The organism is Bradyrhizobium sp. USDA 3397 (assembly GCF_054060965.1).
In genome coordinates this window covers 2,881,998-2,897,090 of record NZ_JBSSDS010000001.1, presented here as the reverse complement: position 1 = coordinate 2,897,090, position 15,093 = coordinate 2,881,998, and the positions used below count along the sequence as shown (strand labels likewise).

The window sequence follows — 15,093 nt, the reverse complement described above, 5'->3', positions numbered from 1 at the left end:
GATGGATGGTGGGCACGCATCCGCCTCCGCTCTTCGAGCGGCAGCGGATGCTTTGCCCACCCTACGCAGGCAGTCTTATGACGGAATTAGAGCTTCAGCTCCGCCGTGGCCTGATCGAGCCAGGTCTTCGTCGCCTCGTCCAGCGCGGGCCGCACCTCGGCGCGGACGCGCGAATGATACGCGTTCAGCCAATCGAGTTCGTCGCGGCTCAGCATCGCGGCATCGATCAGGCGGCGGTCGATCGGTGCCAAGGTCAGCGTCTCGAACGCGTTCATCGGCTTCTCGGCACCCTTGATGTCGGCGGCGACGACCAGCTCGAGATTCTCGATGCGGATGCCGAAGCCATCGGTCTTGTAATAGCCGGGCTCGTTCGACAGGATCATGCCGCGCTTCAGCGGCGTGGTGCCGAGCTTCGAAATCCGTGCCGGTCCTTCGTGCACCGAGAGATAGCTGCCGACGCCGTGGCCGGTGCCGTGCTCGAAATCGAGCCCGACGGCCCAGAGATGTTGCCGCGCCAGCGTGTCGAGTTGCGCGCCCGTGGTGCCGTCCGGAAAGACGGCGCGCGCGATCGCGATGTGGCCGCGCAGCACGCGGGTGAAGCGGTCGCGCATCTCATCCGTCGGCTCGCCTACCGCCATGGTGCGCGTGACGTCGGTGGTGCCGTCTTCATATTGCGCGCCGGAATCGATCAGCAGGAGATCGCCGGGCGCGATCCGCCGGTTGCTCTTGCGGGTGACGCGGTAATGCACGATGGCGCCGTTCGGGCCGGTGCCGGAGATGGTCGGGAACGAGACGTCCCTGAGCGCGCCGGTGTCGCGGCGGAAGGTCTCCAGCGCTTCGACCGCGTCGATCTCGGTGAGCTTGCCGCTTGGCGCCTCGCGATCGATCCATGCGAGGAAGCGCGCCAGCGCCACGGCGTCGCGCACGTGAGCCGTCTTGGTGCCCTTGATCTCGGTCGCGTTCTTGACCGCCTTCAGCAGTGCAACAGGATCGCTGCCGCGCACCGGCTTGCCGCCGGCCCCGCTGATCAGGCGGCTGAGTGCGTCGGCCGCTGTGGCATTGTCGAGCGCAATGGCCGCACCGCTCTTGGCCAGCGCCATCAGCGTCGGCGCCATGGCGTCCGGTTCGCGCACGTCGGCGGACTGCTCGAGATGGTCGCGTGTGAGGTTGGAGAGCTTGCGGTGGTCGATGAAGATCGTGGGACGGCCGTCCTTCGGCACCAGCGCGTAGGACAGGGGCAGCGGCGTATGGGCGACGTCGGCGCCGCGGATGTTGAAGGTCCAGGCCACTGCGTGGCTGTCCGACAGCACCAAGGCATCGGTGCCGAGCTTGGCGATCTCGGCCCTGATCTGGGTCAGCTTCTCCGCTTCAGTGATACCGGCGTGCTGAAGGCTGTGCACCGCGACGGGAGCGAGCGGCGGCTGCGGCCGGTCCTGCCAGATCGCGTCGATCGGATTGCTGTCGATCGCGACCAACTCGGCCCCGGCCTTGGCGCAGGCGGCGGACAATCGTTCGGCTGCCGAAAAAGTGTGCAGCCACGGATCAAATCCGAGGCGGTCGCCGGCTTTCAGATGCGCCGCCACCCAGCTCTCCGGCGGCGGATCGATCAGCGATTCCACTACCCATGCCTTGGCATCGACCTGCTTGGCCGCCTGCAGCGTGTAGCGGCCGTCGACGAACAGCGCAGCCTCCTGCGGCAGAACCACGGCCAGTCCCGCCGAGCCGGTAAAGCCGGTCAGCCAGGCGAGCCGCTCTTCCGATGGCGGCACATATTCGTTCTGCTGCTGGTCGGCACGTGGCACGACGAAGCCGGTCAACTTGCGACGGGCAAGTTCTTCGCGAAGTGCGGCCAGTCGTGCCGCCAAGGCGACGCCGGCCTCCGGCTCCTCGAATGTCTGGAAGTGCGCTTCGAACATGGTGGATCACTTTAGGATCATGGAGATCAGTCCGCAATGTAGACGCATTTGCGTCGCATCTGGCATGGACTGTGCTTGAAATAGTTCCATTCGAATTGAGTGGAGTAAAGGATGTGGCAGTTGCGCTTCGTCCGGATAACAGGGAAATTCGAGCGGGTGGTTCATCTCAACGGCGAGGGGACACACGATGCCAGCGTTCACCTTTGAGAAGATTTCGCCGCCGGCGCGCCGCGCTCCGACAGCGGCAGTACCGAAGAAGCCGCGCGGCCTCATCAGCCAGATGATCGACCGTTTCGCCGAGCGCCGCGCCAAACGCGCCTTGCGGGGCAAGCGCGCGTCACGCCGCGACGAGAAGCCGGCCGAGTAGCGCGGCAAGGGAGCGCACCGCCGTCGCGACGCAGTTAGTTCATCCCACCTTCCTCAGCAGCAGACTGCTCCACCCCTCGATGCGCAGATGCTTCACCGGCACGAGGCCGCGGGCGCGGTAGGCGGCGATCACGGCGGGCGCCTGGTGCGTCAAGAGGCCGGAGAGGATGACGCGGGCGCCAGGCGCAAGGTGCTGCGTCATCGGGCTCGCCAATTGCCGCAACGGATTGGCAAGGATATTGGCGAGCACCAGGTCGAACGGGCCTGCACGCGCAAAATCCGGCGCGGCAAAGCCGGTCGCGCGGATCACCCGCACATGGTTGCCAACTTCGTTCAGCGTGGCGTTCTCGGCGGCCACCCGGACCGATGGCGGATCGATGTCGGAAGCCAGCACCGCGCGATGCAGCGCCTTCGCCGCCGCGATCGCCAGCACGCCCGTGCCTGTGCCGAGATCGAGCAGGCTCCTCGGGCGGGAGCTCTTCAGGACATGGTCAAGCAGAAGTAAACAGCCGCGCGTCGTGCCATGGTGACCCGTGCCGAACGCGAGCGCCGCCTCGATCTCGATGGCGAGCTTGTTCGGCGCCACACGGTCGCGATCGTGGCTGCCGTGCACGACGAAGCGGCCGGCCGGCACCGGGACGAGATCTTCAAGGCTGGCCTTGACCCAGTCCTTGGCTTCGACAGTATCGAAGACGAGCGTCGCCGCGATCTCATTTCCTGCTGAAGTTGCAACGAGTTCGCGCAGCCATGCCTGATCGGGCGCTGCGGCGAAATGCAACGTGACGTCCCAGCGTCCGTCAGGCCGCTCGAACGCGGCGACCGCCGCATCGCCGTCGAAAAAGACCTCGGTGAGCACGTCGACGACGCGCTTGGCGTCGGCTTCGCTGCCGATCGAAAAGCTGGCGCGATGGGTCGGGGAAGGCTGCATTCAGGGTTCCGTTGAGTTCAATTTTTGGAACTTTTGGTGCCCAGTTTTCGGACAAGTTGAGGTTCCCACATTAACGCGCCTGCAGTGTGTGCCCGTATATTTTCGGATGTACAAGCAAGTCCACGCAGCTTGGAATTGAAACGGAGGCGAGTCTTGAAGCGCATGATTCAGAAGTTCTGGTCGGATGAGTCCGGTGCAACCGCGATCGAATACGGCCTGATCGCCGCGGGTATCGCCCTGGCGATCATTACCGTGGTGAACGGCCTGGGCACCACCATGAACGAGAAGTTCACTTCGATTAGCACCTCCTTGAAGTAATTTCCGCCGCCATTTCCCAGCGGGGGCTACTTTCTTAAGGCTGTTCCTGATCACCGCCCGCTGGGGATTCCCCCTGGCGGGCGAGGTCGTTTTTGCCGCCCGACTTCACAGCTTATCCGCCTGCTTGTCCGGACTTTATCCACCACTTTTCCCCTGATCGCCCCGCCGATTTCCCACCGGCTTTCCCCAGGATCGCTCCTGGCCGTATCGCCCAGGCCTCCTCTGGCCGCTCACAGGCCTTTCGACAGCCTGCCCACAACCAATCCACAGTCCTATCCACGGCTCCCGAACAGGGCGCGGTGATCCCGCAGGATCGCCTGCGCGGCGTTATGGCCGGGCGCGCCGGTGACGCCGCCGCCTGGATGGGCGCCGGATCCGCAATGGTAGAGGCCTCTCAGCGGCCCGCGATAATCGGCGTGGCCCAGCATCGGCCGCGCCGAGAACAGCTGGTTCAATGTCAGCGCGCCGTGGAAGATGTCGCCGCCGAGCAGCCCGAATTGCCGCTCGAGGTCGAGCGGAGACAGGATCTGGCGGCCGAGCACGCTCGCCGCAAAACCCGGGGCATATTTGTCCACCGTCGCGATCATGAGATCGGCGACCTCTTCGCGATGGTCGTCCCAGGACCTTCCATCGGGAAGCCCTGGGGCGACATGCTGACAGAACAGGCTCGCGACATGCTTGCCGGGCGGGGCCAGCGTGTCGTCGAGCGTCGAGGGGATCAGCATCTCCACCACGGGCTCGCGGCTCCAGCCCTGGGCGCGCGCGTCGAGCCAGGCACGGTCCATATAGCCCAGACTCGGCGCCAGGATGATGCCGGAGGTGAGGTGATCGCCCTCGCCTGAGAGCGCCGTGAAGGAGGGCAGGCGGTCCAGCGCCACATTCATCCGGAAGGTGCCGGAGCCATTCTTCCAATGCCGGATGCGGGCGAGGAAGTCCGCAGGCAGAGCATCGGCCGCGATCAAGCGCGTGTAGAGCAGCTTTGGATTGACGTTGGCCGCCACATATTTCGCGCGGATCGCAGAGCCGTTCTCCAGCACGATTCCGACGGCGCGGTCGCGCTCGACGATGATCTCACGCACACCGGCATCCGTGTCGATCGCGACGCCGCGGTCGCGCGCCGCGCGCGCCATCGCCTGCGTGATCGCGCCCATGCCGCCGATGGCGTGGCCCCACACGCCCTTCTTGCCGTTCACCTCCCCGAACGCGTGATGCAGCATCACATAGGCCGAGCCGGCGGCGTAGGGGCTGGCATAGTTGCCGACGATGGCGTCGAAGCCGAACAGCGCCTTGACCAGATCGTGCTCGAAACGTTCGTCCAGCATCTCGCCGGCCGAACGCGTGAACAGATCGAGCAGGCTGCGGCTCTGTTCCAGCGTCAGGCCGCGGAGAATGTTGGCGCTCTGCAAAGCGTTCACGGCCTCGCGGATCGCGTTGGTGCCAAAACCGTCGAGCAGGTTCGGCGGCGCGCGCAGCACGAACCGCCTGAGCACGTCGGCAATGTCTTCCAGCTCGCGCGCGAAGCCGTCGAGCGCTTCCGCATCATGCGCGCTGAGCCGCGCCACCGAGGCTTTCGTTCGTCCCTCGCCGGTGAGGAGATAGCTGCCGTCCGGCGCGGGCAGAAAATTCTGCGCACGCCGCTCGACGATGCGCAGGCCCTGCTCAGCGAGCTTGAGGTCACGGATCACCTGCGGATTGAGCAGGCTGACGGTGTAGGCGGCGACAGAATTGCGAAAGCCGGGGTGAAACTCCTCCGTCACCGCGGCACCGCCGACCACCTTGCGCCGTTCGACCACGCGCACGCGCAGGCCCGCCATCGCCAGATAGGTCGCGCAGGTGAGGCCGTTGTGGCCCGCGCCGATGATGATGACGTCGGTATCGGTCATGACTTCCTTGGCGTCATTCCGGCGCTACTCGGCAGAGCCGAACTATGGTGCGGGCTCCGCACCGGAGAATCTCGAGGTTCCGGGTTCGATGCTGCGCATCGTACCGGAACGACATCTCTATATCAGGCATTCCTTGCTGCAACATCACGCCACACTTTATTGCCCGTCCAGGCGCCTTGTGCTCCATTGCGCGCGATCCGGCGCCCGCCGGGGTTTGAGCCGGAGCATTCATGGATTCGATCGTGCAACCCGCCGCCACGGAGCAGCCGTCGTCGTCGCGCAACCGGCTGCTGCTGACGATCTACACCGCTGCGATCTTCGTCAGCGCGCTCCTGCTGTTCTCGGTGCAGCCGCTGTTCACCAAGATGGTGCTGCCGCGGCTCGGCGGCTCGCCGGCGGTGTGGTCGGTGGCCATGGTGTTCTTCCAGTCGCTGCTGCTGGCCGGCTATGCCTATGCGCATCTGCTGATGCAGGCGCGGAACCGGATCGTCCCCGTCGCGGTACATCTGGTGCTGCTGTTCGCCGCCTTCGCCACGCTGCCGCTCGGCATCGCCTCCGCCTATGGCGAGCCGCCGGCTTCGGGCTACGCGGTCTGGCTGCTCGCCCTGTTCGCGGTCTCGATCGGGCTGCCGTTCTTCGCGCTCGCCGCGAACAATCCGCTGCTGCAGGCCTGGTTTGTCCGCACCGGCCACCCGGCCGGGCATGATCCCTATTTCCTCTACGCCTCCTCCAATATCGGCAGCTTCCTTGCGCTGTTGTCCTATCCGTTCCTGCTGGAGCCGATGTTCACGCTTCAGATGCAGAACCGGTTCTGGACCGGTGGCTATGGCCTGCTGATACTCCTCATCGGCGCCTGCGGCGTGCTGATGTTGCGTTCGCCGAAGCTGGCGCTGACCGACACGCGGGCCGAGGACGTGAATGCACCCGCGCCCGGCCTCTTGACGCGGCTGCGCTGGATCTTCCTCGCCGCAGTGCCCTCGGGTCTGCTCATCGCCGTCACCGCGCACATCTCGACCGACGTCGCGGCGGCGCCGCTTTTGTGGGTGCTGCCGCTGTCGCTTTACCTCTTGACCTGGGTCGTCGTGTTCCAGTCGCGGCCGCTGCTGCCGCACAAATGGATGCTGATGCTCCAGCCGGTCGCGATCGCCGGCGTCGTCGTCCTGCTGGCTTTCGGCGGCGAGCAGAACCTGCTGCTGACGCTCGGCGGACATCAACTCTGCTTCTTCGTCATCGCCATGGCCTGCCACGGCGAGCTGGCGCGGACGCGGCCGGCCGCAAAATATCTCACCGGATTCTATGTCGCGCTGTCATTGGGCGGCATGGTCGGTGGCTTGTTCGCGGGGCTGGTTGCGCCCTTCACCTTCTCGTGGATCGCCGAATATCCGATTCTGATCGCGCTTGCCGCGCTGTGCCGTCCGTCCGCGAATGAGCGGCTGGCCGCAATCGTCAAATGGTACTGGCTGGCGCTCGCCGCGATCGCGGTGGCGCTCATCGCGCCGTCATACACGACCGGCGGCCTCCTGACTTGGTTCGAGGATCATCGCGTCTGGGTCGCCGGCGCCGTCGGCGTGCTCGCCGCGCTGCTCGCGCTGATCCTCAATGCCGGACGCTGGAAGATCTTTGCCACCGTCGCGCTGGCGCTGGCGTTGATCCGCGTTTATCCCGCGGACGAGGGCCGCGTCACGACCGTGCGCAGCTTCTTCGGCGTGCACAAGATCGTCGTGACGCCCGGCGGTTATTTCCACGTGCTGATGCACGGCACCACCATTCATGGCGCCGAGCGCTTCCGCAACAATGACGGCACGCCTGTGACCGGCCGGCCCGAGCCGATCACCTATTATCACAAGGACGGCGGCATCGGTCAGGCGGTCAGCGCGATCCGCGAGCGTAAGGGCGCGCCGCTGAAGGTCGCCGCGATCGGCGTCGGCTCCGGCACGCTCGCCTGCGCCGCCGAGCGGGGGGAGGACTGGACCTTTTTCGAGATCGACCAGTCCATGGTCGATGCGGCGCGTGATCCCAGGAATTTCCGCTACATCTCGAGCTGCATGCCGGACATGAAGCCTGTCATCGGCGATGCGCGCCTCACCTTCGCCAAGGAGCCCGACGGCGCCTATGATCTCGTCATCGTGGACGCCTATTCGTCCGACGCGATCCCGATCCATCTTGCGACCGAAGAGGCGATGAAGATCTACAAGGACAAGCTCGCGCCGCACGGTGCCGTGGTGATGCACGTCTCGAACCGGCATCTGGATCTCGAAACCGTCGTCGTCGGTATCGCGGACGCCAATGATCTCAAGAGCTGGGTCTTCAACGAGGATTCCGGGCGCGATGGTGACTACATCTTCTCCACCGACGTCGTCATCTCCGCGCGCGAGGAGGCCGACATCGGCAGGCTCGCGTCCTCCAAGCAATGGGAACAGACCGAAGCCGACGACAGGGTGCGAGTCTGGACCGATGACTATTCGAACATCCTGGGCGCGCTGTATCGGCGTTGGAAGAATGGGGAGTAGGGGACACGAGCGCGGCCTAAGGCGCCACGGGCGTCCCCACCGGCAGCGCAATTCCCTTAGCGCCGGCCACCTCTCGTAATAGATCCGGCCTGTCCGAGATGATGCCGTCGACGCCGAGCTCGATCATGCGCGTCATGTCCTCGCGCTTGTTCACCGTCCAGACCACGACGCGCAGTCCGAGCGCGTGGGCCTCCGAAACCAGAGGAGCGGTCACGTCGCCGAAATAGGGCGACCAGATCGCGCCGCCCGCAGCCTTGATCGTGCGCGGCAGCGAGCCGGCGTGATCGGCCGGGTTGAACCCCGCCGTCCAGTTTGTCGCCTTGTCGAGCGCTACCGTCGGAGCCAGGCCGCGCTGGATCGTCAGGTACGCGGTCGGGATGTTCGGCGCCTGCTGCTGGACGCGACGCAAGGTTCGCCAGTCGAACGACTGGATCATGACGCGATCGGAGACTCCCTCGGTCTCGATCACCCCGAACAGCTTCGCGACGAATTCTTGCGGATCAAGCGTTTCATCGGGACGGTTCGGATCGATCTTGGTCTCGATGTTGAAGCGCACTTGCCTGTTGCCGGACTTGCGCACCAGCGCGAACAGCTCGCGCAAGGTGGGAATGCGAGTCCCAGGGACGGCACGCTGGTCCGGAAATTGTTTCGCATAGGCACTGTCCGGCCGAATCTGGCCGACGTCATAGGTCCTGATCTCGTCGAGCCGCAATTTCACGAACGGCGTGCCGGGCGGAGCGATGTAGGCGCCATCGGGCCGCCGTGCGAGATCGGGATTGAGCCCGCGCTCATGCGCGACGATCACTTCGCCGTCGGCGGTGACGCCGACGTCGAGCTCCAGCGTGTCCACGCCCATCGTCAGCGAATGGGCGAAGGCGGGCAGGGTGTTTTCCGGCAGCAGCGCCCGCCCGCCGCGATGCGCCTCGAGGTCGAAGGCCAAATCAGATCCCATGGCTTGTCCGGCAGTGAGCAGCGAGAGCAGCACCGGGATTGTCGTGGCACGTGATGGCATGGTGCCTCGACGGTTCAAGGCGATTGATGGTCGTCGCGTCAGTTCTGATAGTAGTAGCCGCGCGGCTGATAAACCTGCCGCGGCTGCGGCTGATAGTAATAGCCCTGCTGGCCGTAGCCCTGGTCGTAATAGGGCCGCGGCTGCTGCTGATAGACCTGCGCGTCGTAGAGCGGGCGGGTGGCCGAGCGCGGCGCCGGATAGCGCGCGCCGGTGTCGCTGCCGTCGGCCGGGTAGATGTAATTGTCGTCCTGCGGCATGTAGCGCCGCGCGGGCTGCGCCGGCGGGGTCAGGTCCACGGGGGCGCCGGTGGTCGCGTATTGGTCTTCGGCCGGCTGCGGGGCGCGGGCCACCGCAGTGTTGTTGCGGCCGCGCGGATTGCGCGCCAGCGCCACCTGTGCCGAGCCGGTCAGCGTCACCGTGGTGTTGAGCACGCCCTGCTGCTGTACCAGCGCATAGAGCGTCGAGGCATTCTGACGCGACAGGCGCACGCAGCCATGGGATGCCGGCCAGCCGAGCCGGCCGACCGAGTCGGTGCCGTGGATGGCGTGCCCGACCTTGGTGAAGAAGATCGCGTGCGGCATCGGCGCGTCGTCGAATTCCTTGGAGTAGTGATCCTCTTCCATGCGGAAGGCCCGGAAGGCGCCGTTCGGCGTCTCGCGCGAGGGGAGGCCGGTCGACACCGGCCAGCGGTAGCGCGCGACCCCGTCGACGGCGACGGTCATCTGCTGGTTGTCCTTGTCGACGGTGATCTCGACCTTGGCCTGCGCGGTGCCCGCGCTCAAAAGCATCAGGGATGTGAAAGCAATAAAAAACGAACGCATCTTACTTCTGGCCTCCGGCCTGTTCACGCTTAGCGCCGCGGCTCTCCGTCCCCCGGCGTGCATTATGCCTGCAGCCCGGCGTTGGTTCCAGCGGCCAGCCTGTCCATCGTTAACGTGATGGCAGGCGTAAGCAAGGCCGCTTTGTGCCGCGCCGGCCGGAGGCGCTGACATTTTCGCGAGTGCAGCGTGGTCAGTTCTTGAGCCGGTAGCCGGTTCGGAAAATCCACCAGATCACGACCAGGCAGATCACCAGGAAGGCCAGCGTCATGCCGATGCTGACGGACACGCTGACGTCCGCGATCTCGTAAAAGCTCCAGCGGAAGCCCGAGATCAGATAGACGACCGGGTTGAGCAGCGCGACCGTGCGCCAGGTCGGCGGCAGCATGTCGATGGAATAGAAGCTGCCGCCGAGGAAGGTGAGCGGCGTCACCACCAGCATCGGAATCATCTGCAGCTTCTCGAACCCGTCGGCCCAGATGCCGATAATGAAGCCGAACAGGCTGAACGTCACCGCCGTCAGCACCAGGAAGGCCAGCATCCAGACCGGATGCTGGATATGCAATGGAACGAAGAGCCCGGCGGTCGCCAGGATGATCAGGCCGAGGATGATCGACTTGGTGGCGGCGGCACCGACATAGCCGAGCACGATCTCGAAATAGGAGATCGGCGCCGACAGGATCTCGTAGATCGTGCCGGTGAATTTCGGGAAGTAGATGCCGAACGAGGCGTTGGCGATGCTCTGCGTCAGCACCGAGAGCATGATCAGGCCCGGCACGATGAAGGTGCCGTAGCTGACGCCCTCGACCTCGCTGATGCGCGAGCCGATCGCAGCGCCGAACACCACGAAATAGAGCGAGGTCGAGACCACCGGCGAGACGATGCTTTGCAGCAGGGTCCGCCAGGTGCGCGCCATTTCGAACAGGTAGATGGCTCGGATGGCGCGGTGGTTCATGACGTCCTCACGAGGTCGACGAAAATGTCCTCGAGCGACGATTGCGTCGTGTCGAGGTCGTTGAAGCGGATGCCGGCGGTGCGCAAGTCGCCGAGCAGGCTGGTGATGCCGGTGCGCTCGCCCTGGGTGTCGTAATCGTAGACCAGCGTCGCGCCGCCGTCGCAGAGCTCGAGCTCGTAATGCGCGAGGCTTTCCGGCAACGACGAGACCTTGCTCTGCAGGTGCAGCGTCAGCCGCTTCTTGCCGAGCTTCTGCATCAAGGTGGTCTTGTCCTCGACCAGCACGATCTCGCCCTTGTTGATGACGCCGATGCGGTCGGCCATCTCCTCGGCTTCCTCGATGTAATGCGTGGTGAGGATGATGGTGACGCCGGACTGCTGAAGCCCGCGCACCACCTCCCACATGCCCTTGCGCAGCTCGACGTCGACGCCGGCGGTCGGCTCGTCCAGGAACAGGATCTGCGGCTCGTGCGATAATGCCTTGGCGATCATCACGCGGCGCTTCATGCCGCCCGAGAGCGTGATGATCTTGTTGTCCTTCTTGTCCCACAGCGAGAGGGCCTTCAGCACCTTCTCGATGTGATCGGGGTTCTTCGGCTTGCCGAACAGGCCGCGGGAGAAGCTCACGGTCGCCCACACGCTCTCGAAGGCGTCGGTGTGCAATTCCTGCGGCACGAGGCCGATCAGCGAGCGCGCCTTGCGGTAGGAGGCCTGGATGTCCTCGCCGCCGACCAGGACGCGGCCCTCGCTCGGATTGGCGATGCCGCAGATGATCGAGATCAGCGTGGTCTTGCCGGCGCCGTTGGGGCCGAGCAGCGCAAAAATCTCGCCGCGCTTGATGTCGAGATTGACGTTCTTGAGTGCCTTGAAGCCGGACCCATAGGTCTTCGACAGATTGGCGACGGAAATGATGGAAGACATGATGGCCGCAAGGCTGAGGAGCAAAGGCTGGGGGAGGGGCCGGACCATCCAGGAGGACAGGTCGGCGGAGCCCTGAAATAGGAACGCCATTGTCCCTCCGCAATTCCCCGGAGAAAAATGGTCTCAAAACAGGCGCTTTAGCGGCATGTTCCGGGCAAGTGTTGCGCGATGGTCACGGCTTGCTGCTAAGATTGGCGCTCACGCGCCTCTTTGTTGCGTCTGCGAGCGCGCCGTGGCTACGATTCCGGCCAATCGCGAAGCGTATTGTCTCCAGGGAAAAGATCGATGAGACCGAACGGCCGTCACACCGCCGGCGCCAGCCAATTGTCCGCCCTCCGTGTTTGGGCGATGGGCCTGCTCCTGCTGTCAGCTGTTGCCATCAGCCCGACCACCGCCAAGGCCGCGCCGAGCCAGGCCGCGGCGGCGACCACGCATGTCTATCTGCTCCGCGGCGTGCTCAACATCTTCTCGCTCGGCCTCGACACGATCGGCGCCCGCCTCCAGGCGCAGGGCATCCCGGTGACCGTCGCCAATTTCGTGTCCTGGTCCTCGCTCGCCGATGAAGCGGCGGCTGCCTACAAGGCCGGTCGGCTCAAGACCATCATCCTGGTCGGCCATTCCTCCGGTGCGACCGCGCTGCCCGACATGATCGCCAAGCTCAACCAACTCGGCGTGCCCGTGAAGCTCGCGATCGGCCTCGACTCCGTGTTCAAGACCAAGCTCTCGACCGGCGCGGAACGCTACATCAACATCTATATCGGTGACGGCCCCGGCGAGCCGGTGCGGGCCGCGGCCGGGTTCCGCGGCAAGCTCGACAATGTCGATGTCCGCGGCACCGGAGTCGGCCACGTCTCGATCGACAAGAACGAGGCGATCCAGCGCCGTGTCATCGCCGAGATCAATGCCGCGATCATGCGCTCGCGCGCGCCGGCTGCTCCCGTCGCCGAGCCCGGCGCACCGCGGCCCGCGCGCGCTGCGGCGGCGACGGCGCCGGCGCGGAACTGAGCCGTCGCGCATCCGGCCGCGTGATGCCGCCTAAGCTGGCGTCACGCGAACCGGCATGCTCTCCAGCCCGCGCAGGGAATTGTTGAGCCTGCGCTTCGGCTCCGCCGTGAACTCGATCGTCTTCACGCGCCTTGCGAGCTCGCCGAAGATCAATTCGCCCTCCAGACGCGCGATCATCTGGCCGACGCAGGCGTGGATGCCTGCGCCGAAGCCGACATGGCCGGTTGCAACCCGCTCCACGTCGAAACGGCCCGGCTTGTCCCAGCGCGCGGGATCGCGATTGGCGGAGGCCATGAACAGCAGCACCTTACGGTGCGCCGGGATCACGCCGCCGCCGATCTCGGCATCGCGCGAGGTGGTACGAAAGAACGTCTGCACCGGTGAATCGTAGCGCAGACCTTCCTCGAAGGCGTTGCGTGCCAGCTCTGGTTTCTCGTGCAGCTTGCGATATTCGTCCGGATGGGTGGCGAGCGCGAGCAGGGTATTGCCGATGCCGTTGACGGTGGTGTCGATCCCGGCAGTGAGGAACGGCCGCACCAGATGCGTCGCCTCGTGCTCGGTGATCTCGCCCTCATCGGCCGCCTGGTAGATCATCATGCCGAGGCTGTCGGGCCGTAGCGCATCGCGCGCACAACATTCCATGATCCAGCTCTGCGCCGCGAGACCGTCCTTCCGCGACGCCGCGAGGATCTCGTTCTCCGGGTGCCGAAGCTGTTGAATACGAACGTGCTCCAGGCGAGCAGCTTCTCGCGCCCATCGGGGCGGATGCCGATCGCGTCCGGAAACACCTTCATCGGATAGGCTTCCGCAAGATCGGTCACGGCATCGAACGTGCCTTTGTCGATCAGCTCCGAGACCTTCCTCTCTGCTTCGCGCTGGAACGTCTCGCGCAGCTTCCTTGCGACGCCCGGAGACAGCGTGCGGCCGAGCACGCGGCGGCCCTTGTCGTGGTCGGGCGGATCGATCTGCAGCGTCAGCGGCTTTGGCAGCGCCGGGTTCATCCCGTTCAGCCCGACGCCCTCGCCACTGATGAACGTTTTCCAGTCCTTCAGGGCCGCTTCGACCTCGGCATTGCAGGCCATAGCCCACACGCCGTAGCGCTCCACTTCGAACACCGGCCCGATTGCGCGCAGCGCCTCATAGGCGGGATAGGGATCCGTCAGAAAGCCGGGCGCGAACGGATCGATCGGACTGGGTGCAATGCCGCTCATGGTCAGCTCCGAACCGCTATTGCTTTGCGAGCGGGCACTGACCGTCACTCTCGGACCGGAACGCGTCCTCGCCCTTGATCGTGGCAACGACCTTCAGCAGATCCCAGGACGAATTCGATTCCTCGGGAGCCTTGACCTGCAACAGGTAGAGCGGATGGATCTTGCGGCCGTCCTTGCGGATGTAGCCCTTGCCGAACACCGGATCGTCGGTCGGCATCTGCTTCATCGTCGCGACCACGGCCCTGCCGTCCTTGGCGCCGCCGGCCTTGTCGACTGCCTTGAGGTAGTGGATGACCGAGGCATAGACGCCGGCCTGCATGTCGTTCGGATAGGCCTTCGAGGGAATGCGTTCGGCGAAGCGCTTCGCGAAAGCACGCGTGCCGTCGGTCAGATCCCAGTAGAACGGATTCATGATCTGCGCGCCCTGCGCAAACTTGAGCCCAAGCGCGGGAAGACCGTTCATGCCGAGGATCAATCCGACCAGCTTGTGATCCTTCGTCAGCCCGAACTCGGCGGCCTGCTTCATCGAGGTGATGGTATCGTCCCCTGCATTGGCGAATGCGATGACGCTCGCGCCCGACGCCTGGGCCTGGAGCAGGAATGAGGCGTAATCAGCCGTGCCCAACGGATGCCGCACGCTGCCGAGCACCTCACCGCCGGACGCTTTCACGGCTTCCGCGGCCTGCTTTTCCAGATCATGGCCGAACGCGTAATCCGCGGTGATGAAGAACCATTTCTTGCCGCCCTGCTGCACGATGGCCTTGCCGAGGCCGCGCCCGTAGGAATAGGTGTCGTAGGTCCAGTGCACGGTGTTTGGCGTGCACTTCTCCCCGGTCAGCAGCACCGTGCCGGCGCCCGAGCCGACGAAGACCTTGTTCTTCTCGGCGCTCATGCCGGCCACGGCGAGCGCAATCGACGAGTTCGGAATGTCGAAGATCGCATCGACGCTCTCGTTCTCGTACCAGCGCCGGGCGATACCGATGCCGATGTCCGTTTTGTTCTGATGGTCCGCCGCAACGACTTCCACCGGCTTGCCGGCGGCCTTTCCGCCATAGTCCTCGACGGCCATCTTGGCGGCGACGACCGAGCCGATGCCCTGATAGCTCGCGAACGGCCCCGATTGATCGTTCAGGATGCCGATCTTCACGACGTCCTGGGCCAAGGCCGGTGCGGCGGTCAGCACCGCGGCCACCATGCATAGTTTATGCAGGAATTTGCTGTTCATTGTGTCCCTCCCCTGGGCGGTCTTGG

General features: G+C 65.1%; 12 protein-coding genes and 1 pseudogene. 4 read left to right on the top strand and 9 right to left on the bottom strand.

Annotated elements, in window-relative coordinates:
* Positions 1–86: 86 nt before the first annotated feature.
* On the bottom strand, positions 87–1,916 hold the full coding sequence (locus tag ACVWYQ_RS13750; protein ID WP_404543348.1) for an aminopeptidase P family protein: 1,830 nt from the start codon (positions 1,914–1,916) through the stop codon (positions 87–89).
* A 187-nt stretch (positions 1,917–2,103) separates the two neighbouring features.
* Here ACVWYQ_RS13750 and ACVWYQ_RS13745 point away from each other — a divergent pair, with 187 nt between their 5' ends.
* Positions 2,104–2,283 carry a hypothetical protein gene (locus ACVWYQ_RS13745; RefSeq protein ID WP_271540478.1) on the top strand — a complete coding sequence of 60 codons (180 nt, stop codon included), beginning with the start codon at positions 2,104–2,106 and terminating at the stop codon, positions 2,281–2,283.
* Positions 2,284–2,322: 39 nt separating this feature from the next.
* Here the strand turns inward: ACVWYQ_RS13745 and ACVWYQ_RS13740 are convergent, their stop codons facing one another.
* Positions 2,323–3,210: a 50S ribosomal protein L11 methyltransferase gene (locus ACVWYQ_RS13740; RefSeq protein WP_157284762.1), complete on the bottom strand. Its 888-nt coding sequence runs from the start codon at positions 3,208–3,210 to the stop codon at positions 2,323–2,325.
* A 162-nt stretch (positions 3,211–3,372) separates the two neighbouring features.
* Between ACVWYQ_RS13740 and ACVWYQ_RS13735 the strand changes: the two genes are divergently transcribed.
* On the top strand, positions 3,373–3,528 hold the full coding sequence (locus ACVWYQ_RS13735) for a Flp family type IVb pilin (protein ID WP_085968950.1): 156 nt from the start codon (positions 3,373–3,375) through the stop codon (positions 3,526–3,528).
* A 272-nt stretch (positions 3,529–3,800) separates the two neighbouring features.
* Here the strand turns inward: ACVWYQ_RS13735 and ACVWYQ_RS13730 are convergent, their stop codons facing one another.
* Positions 3,801–5,411: a phytoene desaturase family protein gene (locus ACVWYQ_RS13730; RefSeq protein WP_404543347.1), complete on the bottom strand. Its 1,611-nt coding sequence runs from the start codon at positions 5,409–5,411 to the stop codon at positions 3,801–3,803.
* Between the two features lie 230 nt (positions 5,412–5,641).
* On the opposite strand from ACVWYQ_RS13730, the gene ACVWYQ_RS13725 reads away from it, so the two are divergent.
* Positions 5,642–7,921 carry a fused MFS/spermidine synthase gene (locus tag ACVWYQ_RS13725; protein ID WP_404653346.1) on the top strand — a complete coding sequence of 760 codons (2,280 nt, stop codon included), beginning with the start codon at positions 5,642–5,644 and terminating at the stop codon, positions 7,919–7,921.
* 16 nt (positions 7,922–7,937) lie between these two features.
* On the opposite strand, the gene ACVWYQ_RS13720 is transcribed toward ACVWYQ_RS13725, so the two are convergent.
* From ACVWYQ_RS13720 to ACVWYQ_RS13705, 4 genes are all read right to left on the bottom strand, one after another.
* Positions 7,938–8,933 (bottom strand): glycerophosphodiester phosphodiesterase, encoded by a 996-nt coding sequence (locus ACVWYQ_RS13720; RefSeq protein ID WP_271540485.1) that lies wholly within the window; start codon positions 8,931–8,933, stop codon positions 7,938–7,940.
* Between the two features lie 38 nt (positions 8,934–8,971).
* On the bottom strand, positions 8,972–9,754 hold the full coding sequence (locus ACVWYQ_RS13715) for a L,D-transpeptidase (RefSeq protein ID WP_456725705.1): 783 nt from the start codon (positions 9,752–9,754) through the stop codon (positions 8,972–8,974).
* 190 nt (positions 9,755–9,944) lie between these two features.
* Positions 9,945–10,706, bottom strand: coding sequence for an ABC transporter permease (locus ACVWYQ_RS13710; RefSeq protein WP_036006407.1), 762 nt, complete (start codon positions 10,704–10,706; stop codon positions 9,945–9,947).
* Entirely contained in the window at positions 10,703–11,626 is a 924-nt protein-coding gene (locus tag ACVWYQ_RS13705; protein WP_157284757.1) for an ABC transporter ATP-binding protein, read from the bottom strand. Before ACVWYQ_RS13705 ends, ACVWYQ_RS13710 begins: the two co-directional genes overlap by 4 nt.
* 285 nt (positions 11,627–11,911) lie before the next feature.
* On the opposite strand from ACVWYQ_RS13705, the gene ACVWYQ_RS13700 reads away from it, so the two are divergent.
* Positions 11,912–12,631 carry a hypothetical protein gene (locus ACVWYQ_RS13700; RefSeq protein WP_275508419.1) on the top strand — a complete coding sequence of 240 codons (720 nt, stop codon included), beginning with the start codon at positions 11,912–11,914 and terminating at the stop codon, positions 12,629–12,631.
* A 30-nt stretch (positions 12,632–12,661) separates the two neighbouring features.
* On the opposite strand, the pseudogene ACVWYQ_RS13695 reads toward ACVWYQ_RS13700, so the two are convergent.
* Both ACVWYQ_RS13695 and ACVWYQ_RS13690 read right to left on the bottom strand, forming a co-directional pair.
* Positions 12,662–13,842: pseudogene (locus ACVWYQ_RS13695) on the bottom strand (cytochrome P450).
* Between the two features lie 16 nt (positions 13,843–13,858).
* Positions 13,859–15,067, bottom strand: coding sequence for an ABC transporter substrate-binding protein (locus ACVWYQ_RS13690; RefSeq protein ID WP_456725704.1), 1,209 nt, complete (start codon positions 15,065–15,067; stop codon positions 13,859–13,861).
* Between the last annotated feature and the right edge of the window lie 26 nt (positions 15,068–15,093).

Coding starts and splice junctions, on each gene's coding strand:
- ACVWYQ_RS13745 (WP_271540478.1), top strand. CDS start 2,104: ATGCCAGCGTTCACCTTTGAGAAGATTTCGCCGCCGGCGCGCCGCGCT.
- ACVWYQ_RS13725 (WP_404653346.1), top strand. CDS start 5,642: ATGGATTCGATCGTGCAACCCGCCGCCACGGAGCAGCCGTCGTCGTCG.
- ACVWYQ_RS13730 (WP_404543347.1), bottom strand. CDS start 5,411: ATGACCGATACCGACGTCATCATCATCGGCGCGGGCCACAACGGCCTC.
- ACVWYQ_RS13750 (WP_404543348.1), bottom strand. CDS start 1,916: ATGTTCGAAGCGCACTTCCAGACATTCGAGGAGCCGGAGGCCGGCGTC.
- ACVWYQ_RS13720 (WP_271540485.1), bottom strand. CDS start 8,933: ATGCCATCACGTGCCACGACAATCCCGGTGCTGCTCTCGCTGCTCACT.
- ACVWYQ_RS13710 (WP_036006407.1), bottom strand. CDS start 10,706: ATGAACCACCGCGCCATCCGAGCCATCTACCTGTTCGAAATGGCGCGC.
- ACVWYQ_RS13705 (WP_157284757.1), bottom strand. CDS start 11,626: ATGTCTTCCATCATTTCCGTCGCCAATCTGTCGAAGACCTATGGGTCC.
- ACVWYQ_RS13700 (WP_275508419.1), top strand. CDS start 11,912: ATGAGACCGAACGGCCGTCACACCGCCGGCGCCAGCCAATTGTCCGCC.
- ACVWYQ_RS13715 (WP_456725705.1), bottom strand. CDS start 9,754: ATGCGTTCGTTTTTTATTGCTTTCACATCCCTGATGCTTTTGAGCGCG.
- ACVWYQ_RS13740 (WP_157284762.1), bottom strand. CDS start 3,210: ATGCAGCCTTCCCCGACCCATCGCGCCAGCTTTTCGATCGGCAGCGAA.
- ACVWYQ_RS13735 (WP_085968950.1), top strand. CDS start 3,373: ATGATTCAGAAGTTCTGGTCGGATGAGTCCGGTGCAACCGCGATCGAA.
- ACVWYQ_RS13690 (WP_456725704.1), bottom strand. CDS start 15,067: ATGAACAGCAAATTCCTGCATAAACTATGCATGGTGGCCGCGGTGCTG.